Below are 19,955 nucleotides of genomic sequence, written 5' to 3' on the forward strand. Positions count from 1 at the left end.
CAAAGAAAAGTACTAAGAAAATGTGGTTAAATGGTCACTTGTTTAGTGACCATTTTGCTATTTGAAGCAGAAGGAGGCAGGGAGATTACTAGTGTTGAGTTTAGTAATGAAAATCTTAAAAAAAACGAAAATAGAAGATATCGTATTTAACATACAAAACAACGGTGGAGATAAGGAAGCTTTTATCGTACAGTATCAGCCGTTTATTAGAAAATCAATATCGTCTGTCTGCCGCAGGTACATTACAGAGCAGGATGATGAATATAGCATTGGATTATTTGCATTTAACGAAGCAATTGAACAGTATTCATATAAAAAAGGAAAATCTTTTCTAGCGTTTGCTGATCTTCTTATAAAAAGAGATGTAATTGACTATATACGCAAGGAGTCTAAGCATAATCTTGTCTTTTTAAAAGAAGATAAGCAAGAGGAAATATTAGAAATACAAGTATCGCTTACGGAGTATATGAAAGAGATGGAAAATAGTAACCGTAAGGAGGAAATTCTTCATTTTCAAAGTGTGCTAGCTGAGTTTAAAATCACATTTTCAGAGCTTGCTAAGGAATCCCCTAAGCATCGTGATACGCGTGAGCACTTAATAGAAATTGTAAAGATTATTATAAAAGACGAGAAAATGATGGAAGAGCTATTCCGAAAGAAAAAGTTACCCCTTAAACATATTGAACCACGTGTTAGGGTAAGTCGTAAAACGTTGGAGCGACATCGAAAATACATTATTGCGATGTGTATTATCTTTGCAAACAACTATACATATATTCTGGATTATATAAGAGGGGAGAAGCATGATGAATAAAGGAATTGTGATGGATATAAAGAAACATAACGTAGTTGTTTTAACTCCAAATGGAGAGTTTATTACGTTTAAAAGAAAAGTACACTCTTACATGATTGGAGAGGAAATCTCGTTTAACGAACAAGAGCAAAGAGCACCGCGTTTTTCAATGCCACCTTTCTTAAAGCCTACAACAGTAATTGTTGCTGGTTTTCTATGCGTATTGCTGTTTTTCTACAATCAACCGGAAGAAAAAGTGTTTGCTTATGTCTCAGTTGATATAAATCCAAGTTTAGAGGCGAGCGTAACGGAAGATCTTCGTGTTATAGATTTGCGGGCTTGTAATGATGATGGAAGGCGTATTTTAAAAGAAATGAAAGGGTGGGAAAATAAGCATCTGCAAGACGTAATACGTACTATTATAAAGCAGAGTCAAAAGGATAAGTACTTAACGAATGATAAGCAAGTTATGCTAACAGCTGTTACAAAGGACAAGTCGTTAGAACCTCAGTTGGAAAAGGCTATGCAAAAATTAAAGAAAGAGTATGAGATAAAACATATTACAGTTGAATATCAAAGCAGTACGATGCAAATACGGGAGGATGCCAAGAAAGCTGGAGTTGGAACGGGCGTTTATATAAAACAAGAGAATGAGAAGCAAAAATCGCTTACTCCACCTGCACCTCCGTCTAATCAAGAACAACAAAAGTCATCTTCTGATGCATCATCGGACGCATCTCCTGTAAAAGAAGAAAGCAACGAGAAGAAAGAGCATATAGAACAAAAGCAATCTAAGGAACAACAACCGAAGCAAATAAAAGAAAATAATGGGAATCAGCAAGAGAACAACGGAAGAGGATCACAAGGAAATAATGGGAATGGGCAAGGAAACAACGGCAGAGGGTCCCAAGGAAATAATGGAAATGGGCAAGGAAACAACGGCAGAGAGTTACAAGGAAATAATGGAAATGGGCAAGGAAACAACGGCAGAGGGTCCCAAGGGAATAATGGAAACCAGCAAGGGAACAACGGAAGAGAATCGCAAGGGAATAATGGACATCAGCAAGAAAACAACGGTAGAGGTCCACAAAAAGAAAATAATGGACACCAGCAAGAAAACAACGGTAGAGGTCCACAAAAAGAAAATAATGGACACCAGCAAGAAAACAACGGTAGAGGTCCACAAAAAGAAAATAATGGACACCAGCAAGAAAACAACGGAAGAGGATCACAGGGGAATAATGGGCATCAGCAAGAGAACAACGGAAGAGAATCGCAAGGGAATAATGGGAATGGGCAAGGAAACAACGGAAGAGAATCGCAAGGGAATAATGGGAATGGTCAAGGGAACAACGGAAGAGAATCGCAAGGGAATAATGGGCATCAGCAAGGGAACAATGGCAGAGGGTCTCAGTAAGGAAAGCTCCTACCACATAATATTTAGTGAAAGAAAAATCTATAGAATATTGAACGGAGGGGAGATTCCTTCCATCTGAAGATATTTTTTAACATTTTTTTAAAATGACGGACATAAAATCGTATATCCTTTCGAATTATATATATGGATATCATTAATGTTTATATAAAAGGGGAGAAAAAATATGAAAGAAATGTATGAAGAAATCACTGAAGTATTGAAGGTATTAGCACATCCTGTCCGTTTATCATTAGTAAAAATAATGCTTGCAAAAGGTCCTATTAACGTAACGACAATGTATGAAACATTACAAATGCCTCAAAGTACAATTAGTCAACATTTATCTAAACTAAAAGCTACTAAAGTCGTTACAGGTACTCGGAAAGGATTAGAAATTTATTATGAGGTAACAGATAATCGTACAAAAGCGATATTATTAAGCTTGGCTTAAAGGGTAACTGTTTAGATTTCAAAATTAAGTAAGCAATTCAGCGACTATAATTTTCTTATTAACATTAGTCGTATGTGTTGTTGTTTTTAATTTGTTTAATACATTTCTTTATTAGGGTCTTGCCGTATCACTATCAAGCTAAAGTTTAAATGGATTATAAAAATGAAAGTTTTCTTATTAGGGTCTTTTTGTTAGCTTGATAGTGATGTGCCATTCCCACTAGTATGTAAAGAATTTGGTAGTTTTTTTAGTCATGTAATCTTTTCATTTGATGGTCTTTTCCCCATTCAAATAGTTCATCCATAATTTGCATTAAAGATTTTCCATGTTCGCTTATTGTGTACTCAACCTTTGGTGGTACTTCTTGATATACAGTACGATGGATAATCCCATCAGCCTCAAGTTGCCGAAGTTGCTGTGTGAGAACTTTTTGTGTAATGTTTGGAATTTCTCGTTTTATTTCATTTGTTCGCATTTTTCCATCCGCCAAAACACATAAAATATGAATTTTCCATTTTCCCCCGATCACGTCGAGTGTCGTTGCGATTGGGCAATTATCATTTTGATTCATATAACACCTCCAAAGGTACTTTAAGGTTCCTATAGCACTTTAAAGTACGTACTTTTCAATTATATGTGACTCATTCATACTAATACTAAAGCGTTTGAATTATTTATAAGGGGGAAGAAAATATATGAAAACACTTGTAATTGTAGCACATCCTGATATTGAAAAGTCTCGAATTAATAAAAGATGGGTAGAAGAACTTGAGAAATATCCAGATGAAATAACGGTGCATGAATTATATAAAGTGGCACCAAATTGGGAATTTAATATTGAAGAAGAACAAAAGCTGTTAGTAGAGCACGACCGATATATATTCCAATTTCCACTCTACTGGTATAGCTCACCACCATTATTAAAAAAATGGTTCGATGATGTATTAACATATGGATTTGCCTACGGATCAAAAGGGGATAAAGTGAAGGGGAAAGAATTTGGTGTAGCTATTTCTATAGGTGGGTTAGAAAAAGACTATAAAAATAGCGGAATTACAATGGATGAATTAACGAAACCATTCCACGCTACGAGCTTATATACAGGAATGGAATTTATACCATCATTTTATTTATATGGTGCGGAATATGAAATCAGTGATGAAGAGATTGACAAAAGTGCACCTGAGTATGTGAAATATGTGATGAATAAGGAGTTTTCTAATATATAAGGAGAAATAGCCATTTACTTGTTAAGTAGATGGCTATTTTTGTTTATCCCGCATTAACAGCCCGTAAGGTGTGGACTAATAATCAGTGGAGATGAACACCCCACATCGACTAAAGATTCACTTCATTTAAATTCACCAAGTTTAATCTTTAGTAAATTAATAATTAATCTGGTAAAATAAAAATCCTAACATATATAAAGGGGAGTTTTACTTGAGAACGATGCGACAATTATTACAAAAAAGAGCAATGCAGTCACCAAATTTGGAAGCGCTTATCGGTGGAGAGAAAAGGTATTCGTTTCAGCAGTATAATGAACGAGTAAATCAGCTTGCACATTATTTGTTACATACCGGTGTGAAAAGAGGGGATCGTATAGGAATTCTATGCAAAAATAATCATCCGTTTCCAAGCGTTATGATGGCAAGCTTAAAAATTGGAGCGATATTTATTCCGCTTAATCATCAGCTTACAGCTTATGAATTAGAATCGATTGTAAAAGAAGCGAGATTAAAAGTATTAGTTATTGATGATGAATTTAGTGAAGTTGTATTAAAGATTAATGCAGTTAAAGAAATTCCTTATGTAATTGAGACGACAAAAGAAGGATTTGGCTCATTTGAATTAAAATTAAAGGAACAGCCAATAACAGAGCCGAATGTGGAAGTTCATGAAGATGATGATGCCATTTACTTATTTACTTCAGGAACGACTGGACAGGCAAAAGCATGTGTAATTGGTCATAAAAACTTACACCATTATTTTACTGAAATTGCGGGGCAAAGAGAAATTCCAGCAGGTGAACGCTTTTTATCAGTGCACCCATTGTTTCATATGAGTGGCGTGCTTTCTATTTTAAATTGTATTTATCATGGCGTTACGATGGTCTTTTTAGCTGATTCGAATCCTACTCTTATTTGGGATAAGATTGAAGAAGAGAAAATTACTACGATGCTTGCGTTCCCAGCTGTTTATAGTTACATGCTTGATGAATTAGATAATAAAGAGCGCAACATTTCGGCCTTTAAAGTAGCGCAAAGTGGTGGTACAAAAGTGCCAGAAACACTCATTCAAAAATATATGGAAAAAGGCATTTATATGGTGCAAGGTTATGGGAGTACAGAAGGTTGGGTAGTAACTTCTTGGCATCCAAATATGGGAAAAGAAAAAATGTCTTCTGTAGGGAAAACACTTAAGCATGTTGAGTTGAAAATTGTTCATCCAGAAACAGGTGATGAGCTAACAACAAATAAAGTTGGAGAGATTCACGTGAAAAGCCCGTACATGTTTAAAGGATATTGGAATAATGAAATGGCGACAAAGAAGGTAGTAAAAGATAATTGGTTTAACATGGGTGATGCCGGTATGATAGATGATGATGGATTTCTACATATTATGGGAAGATATAAAGACGTTATCGTACGCGGTGGTGACAACGTATATCCAGATCAAGTAGAAGATGTAATTCATGAAATAAATGGCGTTTTAGAAGTTGCAGTAGTTGGGATTCCAAATGACTTTTGGGGGGAGGTTCCAACAGCTTACATTGTAAAGGACATTCAAACGTCTTTAACAGAAGAAGAGATTATTCAGCATTGTAAAGAAAAACTAGCAAGCTATAAAATACCAGAAGTTGTATTTATGGACGAATTACCGAAAAACGCTTTAGGGAAAGTGTTGAAGAGGGAATTAAGGGATGTTTTTCTTGTAAAATAAAAGGTTATTAAATAATGAAGAATCCAGTTATGTAAAAAGCATAACTGGATTTTTGTTTATAAAAAACATAATAATTTACTAGATTTTGTATTTTGTGTAAGATAATAAAGAATATTCAATTAACAATTAAAGGAAGAGATATAAATGAAGCTGCCACTATTACAAGTAGAGACAGAGAGGCTGATTATCCGTCCATTTCAAAAAGAGGATTATGAAAGTTGGTTAGATGGATTCAATAAGAGGTTACCATCTCAATATAAATACGATGATGGCTATCATGACATGTCGTCTTCAACGAAAGAATGGTTTACGGAATGGATAAGAGGATTTGATGAGGCGGYACGACGGGATGAAATGTATGTGCTAGGTATTTTTCAGAAAGAAGATGGCGCCAATATTGGAAAGCTAGAACTTATAAAAATTTTACGTATGGACTATCAATGGGCGATGATGGGTTACTCTATTCATAATCAACATTGGAAAAATGGATACGGAGCAGAAAGTGTAATAGCTGCGCTGCCGTTATTTTTTAATGGCCTTCAATTTCATAGAATCGAATTACATATACATATCGATAATCAGCCATCTATTCGTCTTGCAGAAAGAGCTGGTTTTTCATTTGAATGTACGAGAGAGGCATTTTCTATGGGGAATGGTAAGTGGGCAGATTTTCTTATTTATTATAAAAATAAGGAGATGGATATATGAGGGTACTTATTACAGGTGGAAATCGTGGATTAGGGTTACAGCTAGTGAAAGTGTTTCATGAAAATGGACATATTGTTTATCCGCTAGTTAGAACTGAGGTTGCGGTAACGCAATTGAAGAAAATGTTTAGTTCTAGATGTTTTCCTATATTAGCAGACTTATCGATTGATGAGAGTACGGAGCAAATTAAGAACCAGCTGGAGGAATATACAAAGTATATTGATCTAGTTATAAATAACGCTGGAATTACTGGTAAGGAAACCGAGATTTTACGTACAAATTCTGAAGAGTTAATGGAACTATTTAATGTTCATTGCTTAGGAGTTATTCGAGCTGTAAAAGGTACATATGTGGCTTTTACAGCTCGAATCAACCAAGAATAATAAATGTATCCTCTCGTTTAGGTTCATTGCATAAAATGGCGAACAAAGAGTTTCCACAAGGTAAGTTCTCATATTCATATCGGATCGCAAAAGCCGCACAAAATATGTTAACGCTCTGCTTACAACAAGAGTTTGAGAATAAAGGAATTCGTGTAACCGCAATTCACCCTGGAAAATTAAAGACTGACATTGGTGCCTTTGATGCGAATATGACTCCGGCTGAAGGAGCACAAAATATATATGATTGGGTAATAGATTCAAATGAGAAGGTTTCAGGGAAGTTTATTGAGCCGGGTGTAGGTGAAATAAAGTGGTGAAGTACGATCTTACAGTTGTTCAAAATTTATTTGGTCCTTCGAGAAAAGTATTAAATGGTTTACCAAATGCAGTAACGATTGAAGAAATAGAAGAAGATGTTTTTTATAGCGCACAAACTTACAAAGAAAAGGTAAGTAGATTTGAAGAAGTTTGTTTTAACTGGGAGTTAAAAAGAGCGAGTATTGTATTAAACAAAAGGTTTAGTAGTTATAACGCAAGTGTAAAAGTATTACTTGATGAGGGCTTTGATTTGTACGCGGCAAAGATAGAAGTGTGTAGAGAGTTGAACAATATAGAGGCGCTTGAAAAACAATATACATATCGCTCGATAGAAGGAGGGACATTATCGGAAAGAGAATTCACATGCATTTGGGAGCAATGTATGTTGGAATCAGGAAATCGACCGTCAATTCTGAATGTCGATGAACATCTGCATTCTGTGCAAACAGAGTTAGGTAAAGGTTGGGAAAAGTCATGCATTGTTTTTTATGATAAAAATGAGCCGATTGGTTTGTCCATACCGCATATAGAGCCTGGAACAGAAAGTGAAGGACGTTTATTTTACTTTGGGGTAATGCCTTATTATCGCGGGAAAGGAATTGCTTCCCAACTGCATCTTCAATCTTTGCATATGTTAAAGGAAATGGGGGCTACTTATTACATCGGAAGCACACATACTTCAAATGAAAAGATGCAGAGGATATTTTGGAGAAATAATTGTTCGGTGAAAACGGAGATAGAGAGTTATTATAAATTATTTAAAAAGGGTTAGGAGATAGGTAAATGAAGAACATAAACGTATTTCATTACGACGCATTTACGAATAAACCAAATATGGGAAATCCAGCAGGTATTGTATTAGAGGCAGATGGATTAACGGAAGAGGACATGCAGCGTATTGCTGAAAAGGTTGGATTTAACGAAACAGCTTTCGTTCTTTCTTCAGAAGTAGCAGATATAAGAATTCGCTATTTTACACCTGGGCATGAAAATGATTTATGTGGTCATGCGACAGTAGGAACAATATATGCACTTCATAAAAGAGGAATATTGGGAGGGAAACATAATTTAACGATTGAAACGAAGGCGGGGGTTTTACCAATACATATAGGTGCGAATGAAAATGGAGAAACTTTTATTAAAATGAGACAAGCAATACCTAAGTTTCAAAGTTTTGCAGGTTCCAAAGAGGCATTAGCTCACAGTATTGGTCTTGAAGTGAATGATTTAGATGGAAATTTACCAATTGTATATGGAAATACTGGTATTTGGACTTTAATTGTACCTATCAAAAAAATTGATGCATGTGAAAGAATGAAACCTAATAATAATGAATTTCCATCGGTGCTAAAAGAAATGCCAAAGGTTGCGATTCATCCACTTTGCTTAGAGACATATGATACAGAAGCAAAAATGCACGGTCGTCATTTTTCATCACCTTATTCTGGAACGATTGAAGATCCAGTGACAGGAACAGCTTCAGGTGTAATGGGAGCGTATTATGCGACGTATTTGGAGAAAGATTTTGACCATGAATTGGAGTTAATCGTTGAGCAAGGACAGGAAATAAATAAAGATGGTCGTGTAACGGTTTATGTAACGAAAGATGTAGAAAATGAGAAGTTACAAATAGATATTGCGGGAACAGCGGTGTATGTGAAAGAGTTTGAAGTTTCAATATAAAGTGAAACTTTAATCAGTGGGGGTTTTGTTCATCCCCAACCTAACTTCTTTGCTTCCGCTGAATTTTGAGGTGGAGGTCTTACTGCACGGCAAATAGCGGGATAAAAAAAGAAAGCCCGGAATACATCCAGACCTTCATTATCTATTCAACACTTCAATATACGAAGCATCCCCAGCTGTTCTAATAGTAGAGCGGAAATTATTGTTTTCTAACGTTTCAGCAACTTGTTTTAATTGCTGTGCATCATCGTGATGAATGAGTAAACTATCTGCACCACTTTCTTCTATATGAATATGCTCAACATTTCCAATCGCTTCATGTATAGCTTTTAAAAATTCAGGTTTCATATTGTCCTCCTAATATGTATGTAACGTTGTTGTTAGTATTTCCTTATTTTTGAAATATAAAAGTAAATGATTTTTTGTTATATTAAGATTTTGGAAGGAGTTTCCTATTCGTTTGTCAAATAATAGTAAAGTTGTCTTTCGAATTGGGGGAATCTTCGGAATTAAAGGGTGAGAGAATGGACATTTCAATAATTGCTGCACAACTAGTTAAGGAGAAAGTTATTTCACATGATCCAAATAGCGTAAAAGCGTTGAACGGAGGAACGACAAGTACTGTATATTTGTTGGACGAAAAATATGTAGTAAAGCTGAATGAAGCGGAAGTAATACGTGAAGAAGCTAATTTTCTCTCATTTTATGAGGAGAATAGTTTATTTTCAAAGCTTTTGTATAAGGAACCTTTACATACATATTTCGTGTATTCTTTCCTTGAAGGTAATACTTCGTGTAAACAAGGATATAAACGAAGTACGCTTCGTACACTTGTAAAAGAAGTTATCAATAAGTATAAAATGGTTCCAGGGGCAGAAGGCTGGGGATGGAAAGAAAGTCCGGTTCAATCTTGGAATGAATTTTTAACGGAAAATGTGATGGAAGCTTATGAAAATGTAAGACGTTACATAAGTGAGGAAGATTATAGAATTGTTCTTAAACTAGCAAATAGGGACGCCGGAGTAAATCAGCCATTTTTATTACATGGTGATTTCGGATTTCATAATTTTATATTTCGAGAGAATAGGTTACATGGGGTAATTGATCCGTTACCTATTTTAGGAGATCCTTTATATGATTTAATTTATGCGTTCTGTTCAACTCCGGAAGATGTAACAAAAGAAGCGATCGATTATGTGATGAAACAATGTGTATTTCTTAAAAAAAATCGAGATCTATACGAGGAAATAGTCATAGGTTTATATTTGCGTATAGATACATGTTTGAGACACCACCCGAAAGATTTAGAAGATTACTTAGTAGCTTGGCGTTATTGGATGAACGAAATTGAGCCGGCTTTATAGTACAAATAGTTTGGGGGAGATAGTGAAATGAACATAGCAGAAGCAAAACGAGATTTAGCACAAAGAACGAAGAGGGGAATTCCTGTTATAATAGCTGGTATTTTGTTTTGGATTGTAGCGAGTGTAACGGGTATTCTTCTTTCAGAAAAACAAGTTGTGTGGGTGTATTTAATTGGTATGGGTTGTGTATTTCCTTGTGGCTTAATGATAGCTGCTATATTGAAAATTGATATGTTTGCGAAAGGAAATTCGCTAGGGACTTTAGCTGGAATAATTGGTGGGATAAATGTATTAAATATTCCGTTAGTGTTACTTGCATATTTTCAATTTCCAGAATGGTTACCTTTTGTAGTAGCAATGTTAATAGGTGTTCATTTTGTACCGTACGTATGGATTTATGAAAGTAAAAGTTATGGTGTATTGTCAGTAGGAACCGTATTTGTGACGTCAGTTTGCGGGATTCTTTTTGCAGACAATGGACTTATTGTAATTCCATTGTCAGTTACAGCTGTCTATTTACTGACTCTAATAGGTTTAGTAATCGAAAATAAAAAAGCAGAAAACTATCAACAAATATCAGCTTAATAAAAAATTAAAGGGATAGGGGAATGACTATGAATAATTTCGTTTGTACAACGTGTGGCGTGCAGTATGCAGCGAGTGTGGAAGAACCGGTAAGTTGTGTTATTTGTGATGAGGAGAGACAATATATTAATCCGAAAGGGCAGTCTTGGACGAGTTTAGAAAACTTGCAAACGAGTGATACATATAAAAATGAAATTATAGAAGAAGAAAATGGGCTTTATAGTATTACGACAAAACCAGAATTTGCGATCGGTCAAACAGCATTTGTAGTAAAAACAGAGTCATATCGTTTGTTATGGGATTGTATTACTTATTTAGATGACACGACAATTGAGAAGGTAAAAGAGTGGGGCGGATTAGATGCAATTGCACTATCTCATCCGCATTATTATTCAACACAAGTAGAATGGGCAGAAACATTTGATGTACCAATTTATATACACGAAGACGATAAAGAGTGGGTTATGCGCCCGAGTAGTCGTATTATTTATTGGTCTGGTGAGTCTTTACAATTAGCAGATGGAATTACTGTGCATCGTCTCGGAGGGCATTTTAGTGGCGGTTCTGTATTACATTGGGAAGAAGGAAATGATGGGAAAGGTATATTATTAACAGGTGATATCATTCAAGTTGTAGCGGATCAACAGTGGGTGAGCTTCATGTACAGCTATCCAAACTTAATTCCACTACCGGCGAGAAAAGTTGAGGAAATGGCGAATCGAGTGAAACCGTTACAATTTAATCGTTTATATAATGCTTTTCACCGAGTAGTAAAAGAAAATGCAAATGAGGCAGTGGAACGTTCTGCTGAAAGATATATGAAAGCGATAGAAGGAAAGCTGTTTCATACGTAAAAGGAGTGCTAGATTAATGAAAACGTTAGTATGCTTTGGCGATAGTATTACAGCTGCTGAAATATTTTTTGATGGAACACCGAGATTAACACCACGTTTGCAAGAGATGTTTCCAAATTGGAAAGTGGTTAATGCGGGTGTTCCAGGTGATAATACTTTCGATGCGTTAAATAGGATAGAAGATGATGTACTATCGCATAAACCAGACTTTGTAACGGTTTTTCTTGGTACAAATGATGCGGTCTCTTTTTCTCAAGTGTCATTACAAGTATACAAAGAAAACTTAGAGAAGATTGTAAGCATGATTTCACCAGAAAAAGTATTACTTATTAGTCCTGCACCAGTTGATGAAGAAAGACAGCATAATAGAACGAATGAAGTACTCGACCAATATGCAGACGTGGTTGAGGAAGTGGCAAGAAAAACAGGGAGCCATTTTCTCAATTTATATGCTGAGATGATTCAAGAAGAAAATTATAAAATATTCGTAGAAGATGAAGAAAAAGATGGATTACACTTTGGAGCAGAAGGCTATGCGTATTTAGCGAAGTTAATTTATGAAAAGTTAAAAGGGATTTTGTAAGAAGCAAAGCTTGGGCGCTTTGCTTTTTTTGTATTCACATAAGTAAAATATAGTATCTTTTCGCAAGTGCATTGTAGCAAGGCAAAATGCAAACACCTTAATATATTCTAATTAATCACAGAAATAGACAATTCCTGTACTAAATGTTTAGTACCTATAGCACTTTAAAGTACATACATTTTTAATGTGTTAAATATAATTCATAATAGCACCAGTAAGAAGAAAACAAGCGTTACGGTACTATAGAATCTGGTAATTATAAAAAATGCCAATGTGGTATAAGACAATTAGGGAGGTTAAAGATATGAGTACTTCAAATTTGAGTGAAATAAGTAAACAAATATTAATAGAGGAGGAAACACTTCAATTTTCCTCTTTTACAAATGAAGATGCCTTGCAATTAGGTTTATATATCGTTGAAACAGCAAAGCGAGAGGGGAAATTGATTGCTGTTGATATAGCCAAAAATGGTGTGCAATTATTTCATTTCAAGATGACGGGGACAACTGAGGAAAATACGAAATGGATTGAGCGTAAAAAACGGGTCGTTTCCCTGCATAATCATAGCTCGTATTATATGCAGATAGAAAGTGAAATAAGCGGAGTTCCATATCATGAAAAATACCGTTTAGATGGCTCGGAATATGCTGCGTTTGGTGGATGCTTTCCTATCCAAATAAAAAACGTAGGGGTTATTGGGATGATAACAGTCTCAGGATTACCACCAGAAGTAGATCATGAATTGGTTATAAGAGCAGTTAAAAATCATTTGAATCAATAATAGAAGTAATTTTAATAGTTAAATAAAAAGGCAAAAATGAACATATTCCTGTTCGTTTTTGCCTTTTTATTATTTCTTTTTCGGCCTACGTACTAACTCACCGCCACAATTCGGGCAAACATTTTGTCTTTCCTCTGTACATGGTGCACAAAATGTACATTCATACACGCATATGTATGCTTCAGAATCAGGCTGAAGGGAATGGTCGCAAATTTGACAGTTTGTTTTCATTTCTAATGCCATCGTAATCCTCCTCGTTATTTGAAAGTTCTTAATTTAATTATAATTAACATTGTAGTGGATGTCCTTTTTAAATGAAAAGAAATAAAAGGATTATGTTGTTGTTTGAAATGAAATAAGTCTATTTATTTTAAAATTGATTATTTATTGTAGTTGGAATATTATGAAATAGTCAAAAGACAACAGGGGGTATATATTTTGACTAATAATAACGATTATTTTCATGTAGAAGAGGATGTAAATCACAATAGTTTAAAAGCAGATTGTGAAAAGTGTTTTGGTTTATGTTGTGTAGCATTACCGTTCGCAGCGTCAATAGATTTTGCGGTGAATAAAGATGGTGGTAAACCTTGTACAAATTTACAATCAGATTATAAATGTAGTATACATAGAGATCTTAGAGGAAAAGGGTATAAAGGTTGTACAGTGTTTGAATGTTTCGGTGCTGGACAAAAGGTTTCTCAAGTTACGTTTAAAGGAATTGATTGGCGGAAAGATGCTCAGCATGCGAGAAAAATGTATGATGCTTTTCCGGTAATGCATCAACTTCATGAAATGCTTTGGTATTTGAATGAGGCTATTCTATTAAAGGCGACGCAGACAATTCATAAAGAGCTGAAGGAAGCAATTGAAGAGACTGAGCGTCTTTCTAATTTAAGTCCAGATGAGTTAATGGAAGTAAATGTGCCATTACACCGTGCAGAAGTGAACATTCTCCTTTTAGAGACGAGTGAATTAGTTTGGAAAGAAATGAATGATGCACGTAAGAAACGAATCAGTCACCGAGGTGCAGACCTTATGGGAGCGAATCTGAAAAAGAAAGATTTACAAGGAGCAAATTTAAGAGGGGCGTATCTTATTGCGGCTAATTTACGAGATGCAAATTTAAGGGGAGCGGATCTCATCGGAGCAGACTTGCGAGATGCAGACATTCGCGGGACAGATTTTACAAATAGTGTTTTTCTTACGCAAGTTCAAATTAATGCGGCGAAAGGGGACAAACATACGAAATTACCGAAAGTGTTGTCTCGTCCAGCACATTGGACTGCGTAAAGTGTAGGGAGTTGTAATAGTGTGGATATTTTTCAGTATTTAGAGGAAATGCAGGAAGATGTATTTTTGTTATCAGTATCTCAAATAGAATTGAAGTATTATGATGTTTGTCGCACACTAGCGTCAAGTGAGGATGCGGAGCGCATTAAATTGATTCCATTAGATTCATACAAGGAAAGTATGAGGATAGGTTTGAAAGAAGCGTTAGAAATTGCTGAAAGTGAAGAAGCAAAGGCGATTTATTTTGAGTATGATCTTGATAATGAGTGGGATAGTCAGTTTTATATTTGTGACGATTATATGTTTCTTGAAGAAGAAGATGAGGATTGGGCAAGTGATTGGACGGATGAAATAGAAGGACCATCTTTAGGAGAGTTAGCTGATATTTATGGTGAAAATGGCTTTGATTCAGATAAAAAGGCTGTAGGTATTACTTTATATTTAATCGCAAGAACGGTGTGTAGTTTTATAAGTGCATGCAGTGGATTACAAAGTAATATACCAATTTGCATCGGTTTTCACGACCAAGACCCAATTATGCGAACAGGCAGAGACTAAGTCTCTGCCTGTTTTTTTATACTATTTTTGCTTTTCAAAAGTAGTAATTATAACGCTACACATAATAAGGATACCACCAATGAAAAAGTTACTACTTAACGTCTCATTTAATAGGAGCCAGCCAAGTATTGAACCGACGATRGGTTGGAAGAAGAAAAATAATGAACCGATGCTAGCATCCATTAATTCTAATCCTTTATTCCAAAGAAAAAATGCACCTGCGGTTGAGACGATTCCTAAATAGAGTACGCCTAATACTACATACATGTTCATATGTTCAATAGGATTTGTTTGGAATTCCCATACCATAAAAGGTGTAATGAAAAAGAGTGAAAAAAATATTGCGTACGTTGTAATAATTAAAGATGAAAATCGAGCGGAAGCGATTTTTACATAAATGGACAGTAAAGCCCACGTAATAGCGGCCCCAACTAAAATGATTGTACCGATAAAATAGGAGCCGATTTCAATACCCCATCCGATAACGATAATGACACCGATTGTCGCTATTATAGTTGATAAAAGTCTACGAGCAGTTAGTTTCTCTTTTAAAAGGAGCGCTGCAAATATAACCATAAATGCAGGTGTAGCTGATGTTACTAAGGAGCCTGTATGAGCATCGGATAATTTCGTTCCGATAAATTGACATGTGATCGAAATGAAATACCCGATGAATCCAATCCAAGCGAATAATAGCCAATCTTTTTTGTGTATGGTTACTTTTTTCTTTTGCTTTTTTTCAGTTGTTTTCAAAATCGCATATAAAACAACAAAAGCGATAATAAAGCGTAGCCAAACGAGTGTAAGTGGCGGAATAAAGTCGAGTACGTATTTACTAACGACGTACATACCGCCCCAAATACTTGCTGCTAGTGATAAACATATAGCTCCTAAAATGGTTTGTTTCATTTGAATGACCTCCGTCTATTTTTAGGGTTATGATTTATTCCCTAAGACGAGGCATGGTGCACTTGTTATATGAATGCCCGTCTTAGATTATAGACGGCCTACAGGTTGATCGTTTTCGAATGAAGTGTTGTAGTACATGAACGTAGCCTCCCTTCTTCTTTTAATGATATTATAACTTAACTTTCTGATTATTAAAGAGTGTTATGGAATTGTGCATAAAATGTGAATAACAAACCGTCACGTTTGACTGTACAGTTTATGTATTGTATGATAATAGTAATATAAACAAGGGGGGAAGATCGTTGGGAAGGTGTATCGAATCGGACAGTTGGCTCTCATGGCTCACGTGTCGAAACGAACGATTGATTATTATACGAATCTAGGAATCTTAAAAGCGGAGCGATCTCAATCTAATTATCGCTATTACGACGAAACAGCATTTGAGACATTACAATTTATTGAGAAGTGCAAAGAAATGCATATGCCGCTTTGTGAGATTAAAGAGAAGATCGAGGAGAAGAAGCTGCTCGGTATCAATGAACACGTTTCGAAACAAGTGAATGAAGTGACAGACCATATTCATAGATTAGAAGCAGAACTAACAGAGTTAAAGCCTCTTTTAGATGAATTGACTGATTCACAACGTGAAAAAATATCGAAATCTTTATCAGGTCAAACGACAGCTTTAATACAGACACTTGCTCTATTATTATAGAATAAGTGAAATCCGACCTCTTTAATTTTTGTATCGGGCTATGTTTTCTAACGAACAAATAAGAAAACATTATAGTATACAGGAGGTGGACACCTTAGTTTTTTAACTAAGGGGATTCATTGGAAATATTTAATTTAGTCATGGTTGCGATTTTAATCGCATTTACTGGATTTTTCGTAGCAGCAGAGTTTGCGATTGTTAAGATACGTTCAAGTCGCATTGATCAGCTTGTTGCGGAAGGGAAACGCGGTGCGTTAGCAGCGAAAAAGGTAACAACAAATTTAGATGAATATTTATCTGCTTGTCAATTAGGTATTACAGTTACAGCGATGGGATTAGGTTGGTTAGGTGAACCGACAATCGAAAAGTTATTACACCCGTTATTTGAGAAATGGAACGTAAATCCTTCTATCTCATCAGTATTAACTTTTGGTCTTGCTTTTATGCTAATGACATATTTACACGTTGTAGTAGGGGAATTAGCTCCGAAAACGCTGGCAATTCAAAAGGCTGAAAAAGTAACGTTGTTATTGGCAACTCCGTTAATGATGTTCTATAAAATCATGTATCCATTTATTTGGGTATTGAACGGTTCAGCTCGTGTTATAACTGGTTTATTCGGTTTGAAACCAGCTTCTGAACATGAAGTAGCTCATACAGAAGAAGAATTACGTCTTATTCTTTCAGATAGCTATGAAAGTGGCGAAATTAATCAAGCTGAATACAAGTATGTAAATAATATCTTTGAATTTGATAATCGCATCGCGAAAGAGATAATGGTACCGCGTACAGAAATCGTTGGTTTCTATCTTGAAGATTCAGTAGAAGAACACATGAAAGTAATCCAAAATGAACGATACACACGTTATCCGATTTTTGGAGAAGATAAAGATGATATTATCGGTATGGTCAACGTAAAAGATTTCTTTATTCGATATATGAACAACGATCAAGAAGATTTATCATCGATTCGCACGTATATGCGTCCGATTATTGAAGTTATGGAAACGACTCCAATTCATGATTTATTACTGCAAATGCAGAAGAAGCGAATTCCAATGGCTGTTTTATATGATGAGTACGGAGGAACAGCTGGAATTGTAACGCTTGAAGATATATTGGAGGAAATCGTCGGCGAAATTCGTGATGAATATGATGAAGATGAAGCACCACCAATTCAACATGTGAACGAGTATCATAAAATTGTTGATGGAAAAGTGCTTATCTCAGAAGTAAAAGATTTGTTTGGATTACACATTGAAGAAGACGATGTGGATACAATCGGTGGATGGATTATGATGCAAAATCATGAAATCGAAGAAGGACAATACGTTGAAGCAGAAGGCTATGAATTTAAAGTGTTAGAAAAAGATGCTTATCAAATTAAACGTGTTGAAATTCAAAAAATGGAACAAGAACAAGAGAAAGCAGCAACTGTGTAAGTTGCTGCTTTTCTTCTGACACATAATAAAATGTGAAATTAGGAGCGGATATTTTGATTCAAGTAGCCTTACGTGTATATCGATTACAATTGTATACGATCTTTAGTGGTTTACTACTAATGTGGGCGGTTACTCCGTTTGGGAAACAAGTGACAGGGTTCGGTATCGGTTTAGCAGTTAGCGCATATTGTCTTTGGCTATTAGCTCGCAGAGTGGAGAAATTAGGAAGAAGTATCGTGATGAAAGAAAAGGCTCCTGGATTAGGAGTTCTAAACCGATTTGCAGCCGCAATATTAGGGGCTATCATTATGTTTGAAATTGAGCATGAAATGGAAATGTGGGCATTTGGTACTGGAATATTGGGTGGACACTTTTTAATGATTGCGAATTTAGCCTATGCAAATATGCAGCTAGTAAAAGAAGAAGAGAAGCAAAAGGAAAATGCTTCGAAAAACATAGAGCTCTGATGAAAGGGACCTAATCAGGTTCCTTTTTTGCGTTTAAAAATAAATGATATAATACGAATGATTTACTGGTACTTATCGAATTTATGCCAAACATAATACGCTTATTTTTGGGGCATTTCAATAGTATGAAAAAAAATTAAAAAAAATTAAAAAACCCATCGATTTCTAAAGCTTATGTATGTTATCATGACAAAAGAATTTGCGAAAGAGGTGGATACCAATGTTACAAGCTTTACTTATTTTTGTGCTTCAAATTATTTACGTTCCAACTTTAACAATCCGTACGATTTTGCTTGTAAAGAATCAAACAAGATCCGCTGCAGGTGTAGGATTGTTAGAAGGAGCAATTTATATTGTCAGTTTAGGTATTGTGTTTCAAGATTTATCAAATTGGATGAACATTGTTGCCTATGTCATCGGCTTTAGTGCGGGACTATTATTAGGCGGTTATATAGAAAATAAATTAGCAATTGGATATATTACGTATCAAGTTAGTTTGCTAGACCGTTGTAATGAATTAGTAAATGAATTACGCCATTTTGGATTTGGCGTTACAGTATTTGAAGGTGAAGGAATAAATTCTATACGTTATCGCTTAGATATCGTTGCAAAGCGTTCTAGAGAAAAAGAACTGTTAGAAATTATTAATGAAATTGCACCGAAAGCGTTTATGTCTTCTTATGAAATCCGTTCGTTTAAAGGTGGATATTTAACGAAGGCGATGAAAAAGAGAGCATTGTTGAAGAAGAAGAAAGATGAACATGCATTGTAAAGAAAAGGGAGTAGTGCAGCTTTAAAAGCACGGCATAATCCCCATAGAAAAAAGAGAGGAATCTATATTGAAAAAGATTCCTCTCTTTTTTTTGCGTTATTTTTTTCTGCTTTTTCTCAGATTAACAATTAACCATACAACTTGAATAATTAGTGGTAATATAAATGCAATTAATAAAACGATAAATGCTATTAATTTCAGCTCAGGTGTTTGAGTAACGCCGGTCCCATCAACCTCTCTTAGCCAAATGATAGCTGCCAATATCCCGAAAGTTATAATCCAAAATATGTTACCAATCCACCAAAAAATCCATCGTCTTTTCATATTAGCACCTCTTATATTTACCCTCTGTTAAAAGTATATTTTCGGTTGTTATATTTAAATGGAATAACTATAAAACTACTTTTTTTCAACTGTATATCTAACTTGTTTAAAGGTTGCCATGTCTCCATCTTCGTTATCATCTTTCGTTTGCAAAAGTTGAACTCTTGGCTTGTAGTCTGTCCTATGAGCGTGCTCGATATCTTTAATGTTAAGTTTGTAGGATTCACCATTATTTATTTTTTGTTCCAATACTTTTTTATTGGCAACATAAATAAAAGTTACTTTATTTTCATCAATACCTTCAGTCTTAATTTCTAATTCATTATCTTTTGTTGTAATCGTTGGTGTTAATAATTCAATACTGCCGCTTCCGGTTTCTAAAGAATTTTCTACTATAGTTGAACATCCAGATGAAATGATTCCGATGAATAGAAGAACAATTAATTTCTTTTTCATAACATCCCCCAATTTCAAGTGATTTTTGATTTTGGTATTGCTAGACTGCTAGTGTGGAACGTAAATGTTTAGCTAGCACTTTTTAATTGTACCATAATATGTAAAATGAAACAGGTTGTATATCCAATTTAAGGGAGATTGAAAAGTTTACTTATT

25 protein-coding genes and 1 pseudogene are annotated in these 19,955 nt (G+C 35.1%); 20 read left to right on the plus strand and 6 right to left on the minus strand.

The features are described from left to right. Positions 1 to 91 precede the first annotated feature (91 nt). From sigI to AC1DS7_RS21195, 3 genes are all read left to right on the plus strand, one after another. Positions 92 to 814, plus strand: coding sequence for an RNA polymerase sigma factor SigI (gene sigI, locus AC1DS7_RS21185; protein ID WP_002128341.1), 723 nt, complete (start codon positions 92 to 94; stop codon positions 812 to 814). Next, a complete protein-coding gene (locus AC1DS7_RS21190) occupies positions 807 to 2,210 on the plus strand; it encodes an anti-sigma factor domain-containing protein (protein ID WP_476999185.1) in 1,404 nt (467 codons plus the stop codon). The genes sigI and AC1DS7_RS21190 overlap by 8 nt, the downstream gene beginning before the upstream one ends. A 184-nt stretch (positions 2,211 to 2,394) precedes the next feature. Beyond that, positions 2,395 to 2,661 carry an ArsR/SmtB family transcription factor gene (locus AC1DS7_RS21195; protein ID WP_000661861.1) on the plus strand — a complete coding sequence of 89 codons (267 nt, stop codon included), beginning with the start codon at positions 2,395 to 2,397 and terminating at the stop codon, positions 2,659 to 2,661. A 247-nt stretch (positions 2,662 to 2,908) separates the two neighbouring features. On the opposite strand, the gene AC1DS7_RS21200 is transcribed toward AC1DS7_RS21195, so the two are convergent. Beyond that, a complete protein-coding gene (locus AC1DS7_RS21200; protein ID WP_002167925.1) occupies positions 2,909 to 3,232 on the minus strand; it encodes a winged helix-turn-helix transcriptional regulator in 324 nt (107 codons plus the stop codon). 124 nt (positions 3,233 to 3,356) lie between these two features. Here AC1DS7_RS21200 and AC1DS7_RS21205 point away from each other — a divergent pair, with 124 nt between their 5' ends. From AC1DS7_RS21205 to AC1DS7_RS21230, 6 genes and pseudogenes are all read left to right on the plus strand, one after another. Next, positions 3,357 to 3,890, plus strand: coding sequence for an NAD(P)H-dependent oxidoreductase (locus tag AC1DS7_RS21205; RefSeq protein WP_002014057.1), 534 nt, complete (start codon positions 3,357 to 3,359; stop codon positions 3,888 to 3,890). Between the two features lie 211 nt (positions 3,891 to 4,101). Beyond that, on the plus strand, positions 4,102 to 5,604 hold the full coding sequence (locus AC1DS7_RS21210) for a class I adenylate-forming enzyme family protein (protein ID WP_215588373.1): 1,503 nt from the start codon (positions 4,102 to 4,104) through the stop codon (positions 5,602 to 5,604). A 144-nt stretch (positions 5,605 to 5,748) separates the two neighbouring features. Beyond that, a complete protein-coding gene (locus AC1DS7_RS21215) occupies positions 5,749 to 6,312 on the plus strand; it encodes a GNAT family N-acetyltransferase (RefSeq protein WP_476999186.1) in 564 nt (187 codons plus the stop codon). Continuing rightward, positions 6,309 to 7,012 (plus strand): annotated as a pseudogene (locus AC1DS7_RS21220) (SDR family NAD(P)-dependent oxidoreductase). The gene AC1DS7_RS21215 and the pseudogene AC1DS7_RS21220 overlap by 4 nt, the downstream one beginning before the upstream one ends. Continuing rightward, the gene (locus AC1DS7_RS21225) at positions 7,009 to 7,785 is read left to right on the plus strand and encodes a GNAT family N-acetyltransferase (protein ID WP_016100960.1); all 777 of its coding nucleotides are present in this window, start codon (positions 7,009 to 7,011) and stop codon (positions 7,783 to 7,785) included. Before AC1DS7_RS21220 ends, AC1DS7_RS21225 begins: the two are co-directional and overlap by 4 nt. A gap of 11 nt (positions 7,786 to 7,796) precedes the next feature. Next, positions 7,797 to 8,696: a PhzF family phenazine biosynthesis isomerase gene (locus AC1DS7_RS21230; protein WP_016100961.1), complete on the plus strand. Its 900-nt coding sequence runs from the start codon at positions 7,797 to 7,799 to the stop codon at positions 8,694 to 8,696. Positions 8,697 to 8,834: 138 nt separating this feature from the next. Here the strand turns inward: AC1DS7_RS21230 and AC1DS7_RS21235 are convergent, their stop codons facing one another. Next, positions 8,835 to 9,044, minus strand: a complete 210-nt coding sequence (locus AC1DS7_RS21235) for a hypothetical protein (protein ID WP_000801639.1) — start codon at positions 9,042 to 9,044, stop codon at positions 8,835 to 8,837. Between the two features lie 176 nt (positions 9,045 to 9,220). On the opposite strand from AC1DS7_RS21235, the gene AC1DS7_RS21240 reads away from it, so the two are divergent. From AC1DS7_RS21240 to AC1DS7_RS21260, 5 genes are all read left to right on the plus strand, one after another. Continuing rightward, complete coding sequence (locus AC1DS7_RS21240) at positions 9,221 to 10,060, plus strand: phosphotransferase family protein (RefSeq protein WP_016120556.1); 840 nt, start codon at positions 9,221 to 9,223, stop codon at positions 10,058 to 10,060. A gap of 27 nt (positions 10,061 to 10,087) precedes the next feature. Beyond that, complete coding sequence (locus tag AC1DS7_RS21245; RefSeq protein WP_002033311.1) at positions 10,088 to 10,645, plus strand: DUF7010 family protein; 558 nt, start codon at positions 10,088 to 10,090, stop codon at positions 10,643 to 10,645. 29 nt (positions 10,646 to 10,674) lie between these two features. Continuing rightward, positions 10,675 to 11,499, plus strand: coding sequence for an MBL fold metallo-hydrolase (locus AC1DS7_RS21250; RefSeq protein ID WP_016100963.1), 825 nt, complete (start codon positions 10,675 to 10,677; stop codon positions 11,497 to 11,499). 16 nt (positions 11,500 to 11,515) lie between these two features. Further along, complete coding sequence (locus AC1DS7_RS21255; protein WP_016100964.1) at positions 11,516 to 12,082, plus strand: SGNH/GDSL hydrolase family protein; 567 nt, start codon at positions 11,516 to 11,518, stop codon at positions 12,080 to 12,082. Between the two features lie 304 nt (positions 12,083 to 12,386). After that, positions 12,387 to 12,863 carry a heme-degrading domain-containing protein gene (locus tag AC1DS7_RS21260; protein ID WP_002033314.1) on the plus strand — a complete coding sequence of 159 codons (477 nt, stop codon included), beginning with the start codon at positions 12,387 to 12,389 and terminating at the stop codon, positions 12,861 to 12,863. A 69-nt stretch (positions 12,864 to 12,932) separates the two neighbouring features. Here AC1DS7_RS21260 and AC1DS7_RS21265 read toward each other — a convergent pair whose 3' ends face one another. Then, on the minus strand, positions 12,933 to 13,106 hold the full coding sequence (locus AC1DS7_RS21265; protein WP_001162783.1) for a DUF1272 domain-containing protein: 174 nt from the start codon (positions 13,104 to 13,106) through the stop codon (positions 12,933 to 12,935). A 195-nt stretch (positions 13,107 to 13,301) separates the two neighbouring features. Here AC1DS7_RS21265 and AC1DS7_RS21270 point away from each other — a divergent pair, with 195 nt between their 5' ends. Both AC1DS7_RS21270 and AC1DS7_RS21275 read left to right on the plus strand, forming a co-directional pair. Next, the gene (locus AC1DS7_RS21270) at positions 13,302 to 14,156 is read left to right on the plus strand and encodes a pentapeptide repeat-containing protein (protein ID WP_016100966.1); all 855 of its coding nucleotides are present in this window, start codon (positions 13,302 to 13,304) and stop codon (positions 14,154 to 14,156) included. Positions 14,157 to 14,177: 21 nt separating this feature from the next. Continuing rightward, positions 14,178 to 14,714, plus strand: a complete 537-nt coding sequence (locus AC1DS7_RS21275) for a hypothetical protein (protein ID WP_002142539.1) — start codon at positions 14,178 to 14,180, stop codon at positions 14,712 to 14,714. A gap of 21 nt (positions 14,715 to 14,735) precedes the next feature. On the opposite strand, the gene AC1DS7_RS21280 is transcribed toward AC1DS7_RS21275, so the two are convergent. Further along, the gene (locus AC1DS7_RS21280) at positions 14,736 to 15,623 is read right to left on the minus strand and encodes a DMT family transporter (protein WP_002142538.1); all 888 of its coding nucleotides are present in this window, start codon (positions 15,621 to 15,623) and stop codon (positions 14,736 to 14,738) included. A gap of 310 nt (positions 15,624 to 15,933) precedes the next feature. Here AC1DS7_RS21280 and AC1DS7_RS21285 point away from each other — a divergent pair, with 310 nt between their 5' ends. From AC1DS7_RS21285 to AC1DS7_RS21300, 4 genes are all read left to right on the plus strand, one after another. Continuing rightward, positions 15,934 to 16,338 (plus strand): MerR family transcriptional regulator, encoded by a 405-nt coding sequence (locus AC1DS7_RS21285; RefSeq protein WP_012261301.1) that lies wholly within the window; start codon positions 15,934 to 15,936, stop codon positions 16,336 to 16,338. A 119-nt stretch (positions 16,339 to 16,457) separates the two neighbouring features. Further along, a complete protein-coding gene (locus AC1DS7_RS21290; RefSeq protein WP_002142537.1) occupies positions 16,458 to 17,780 on the plus strand; it encodes a hemolysin family protein in 1,323 nt (440 codons plus the stop codon). 53 nt (positions 17,781 to 17,833) lie between these two features. Then, positions 17,834 to 18,247 carry an ATP synthase subunit I gene (locus AC1DS7_RS21295; RefSeq protein ID WP_002084378.1) on the plus strand — a complete coding sequence of 138 codons (414 nt, stop codon included), beginning with the start codon at positions 17,834 to 17,836 and terminating at the stop codon, positions 18,245 to 18,247. Positions 18,248 to 18,467: 220 nt separating this feature from the next. After that, positions 18,468 to 19,019, plus strand: coding sequence for a DUF2179 domain-containing protein (locus AC1DS7_RS21300; RefSeq protein WP_002033341.1), 552 nt, complete (start codon positions 18,468 to 18,470; stop codon positions 19,017 to 19,019). Between the two features lie 96 nt (positions 19,020 to 19,115). Here the strand turns inward: AC1DS7_RS21300 and AC1DS7_RS21305 are convergent, their stop codons facing one another. Together AC1DS7_RS21305 and AC1DS7_RS21310 are read right to left on the minus strand one after the other, a co-directional pair. Beyond that, positions 19,116 to 19,343, minus strand: coding sequence for a DUF3923 family protein (locus AC1DS7_RS21305; protein WP_002033344.1), 228 nt, complete (start codon positions 19,341 to 19,343; stop codon positions 19,116 to 19,118). A 75-nt stretch (positions 19,344 to 19,418) separates the two neighbouring features. Then, positions 19,419 to 19,799 (minus strand): hypothetical protein, encoded by a 381-nt coding sequence (locus tag AC1DS7_RS21310; RefSeq protein ID WP_002142535.1) that lies wholly within the window; start codon positions 19,797 to 19,799, stop codon positions 19,419 to 19,421. Positions 19,800 to 19,955 lie beyond the last annotated feature (156 nt).

Source organism: Bacillus sp. P4_E1 (assembly GCF_056401715.1).

Excerpts from the sequence above, each read along its gene's own strand:
- AC1DS7_RS21300 (WP_002033341.1), top strand. The coding sequence starts at position 18,468 with ATGTTACAAGCTTTACTTATTTTTGTGCTTCAAATTATTTACGTTCCA.
- AC1DS7_RS21255 (WP_016100964.1), top strand. The coding sequence starts at position 11,516 with ATGAAAACGTTAGTATGCTTTGGCGATAGTATTACAGCTGCTGAAATA.
- AC1DS7_RS21250 (WP_016100963.1), top strand. The coding sequence starts at position 10,675 with ATGAATAATTTCGTTTGTACAACGTGTGGCGTGCAGTATGCAGCGAGT.
- AC1DS7_RS21205 (WP_002014057.1), top strand. The coding sequence starts at position 3,357 with ATGAAAACACTTGTAATTGTAGCACATCCTGATATTGAAAAGTCTCGA.
- AC1DS7_RS21240 (WP_016120556.1), top strand. The coding sequence starts at position 9,221 with ATGGACATTTCAATAATTGCTGCACAACTAGTTAAGGAGAAAGTTATT.
- AC1DS7_RS21265 (WP_001162783.1), bottom strand. The coding sequence starts at position 13,106 with ATGGCATTAGAAATGAAAACAAACTGTCAAATTTGCGACCATTCCCTT.
- AC1DS7_RS21190 (WP_476999185.1), top strand. The coding sequence starts at position 807 with ATGAATAAAGGAATTGTGATGGATATAAAGAAACATAACGTAGTTGTT.
- AC1DS7_RS21195 (WP_000661861.1), top strand. The coding sequence starts at position 2,395 with ATGAAAGAAATGTATGAAGAAATCACTGAAGTATTGAAGGTATTAGCA.
- AC1DS7_RS21230 (WP_016100961.1), top strand. The coding sequence starts at position 7,797 with ATGAAGAACATAAACGTATTTCATTACGACGCATTTACGAATAAACCA.
- AC1DS7_RS21235 (WP_000801639.1), bottom strand. The coding sequence starts at position 9,044 with ATGAAACCTGAATTTTTAAAAGCTATACATGAAGCGATTGGAAATGTT.
- AC1DS7_RS21310 (WP_002142535.1), bottom strand. The coding sequence starts at position 19,799 with ATGAAAAAGAAATTAATTGTTCTTCTATTCATCGGAATCATTTCATCT.
- AC1DS7_RS21305 (WP_002033344.1), bottom strand. The coding sequence starts at position 19,343 with ATGAAAAGACGATGGATTTTTTGGTGGATTGGTAACATATTTTGGATT.
- AC1DS7_RS21245 (WP_002033311.1), top strand. The coding sequence starts at position 10,088 with ATGAACATAGCAGAAGCAAAACGAGATTTAGCACAAAGAACGAAGAGG.
- AC1DS7_RS21260 (WP_002033314.1), top strand. The coding sequence starts at position 12,387 with ATGAGTACTTCAAATTTGAGTGAAATAAGTAAACAAATATTAATAGAG.
- AC1DS7_RS21200 (WP_002167925.1), bottom strand. The coding sequence starts at position 3,232 with ATGAATCAAAATGATAATTGCCCAATCGCAACGACACTCGACGTGATC.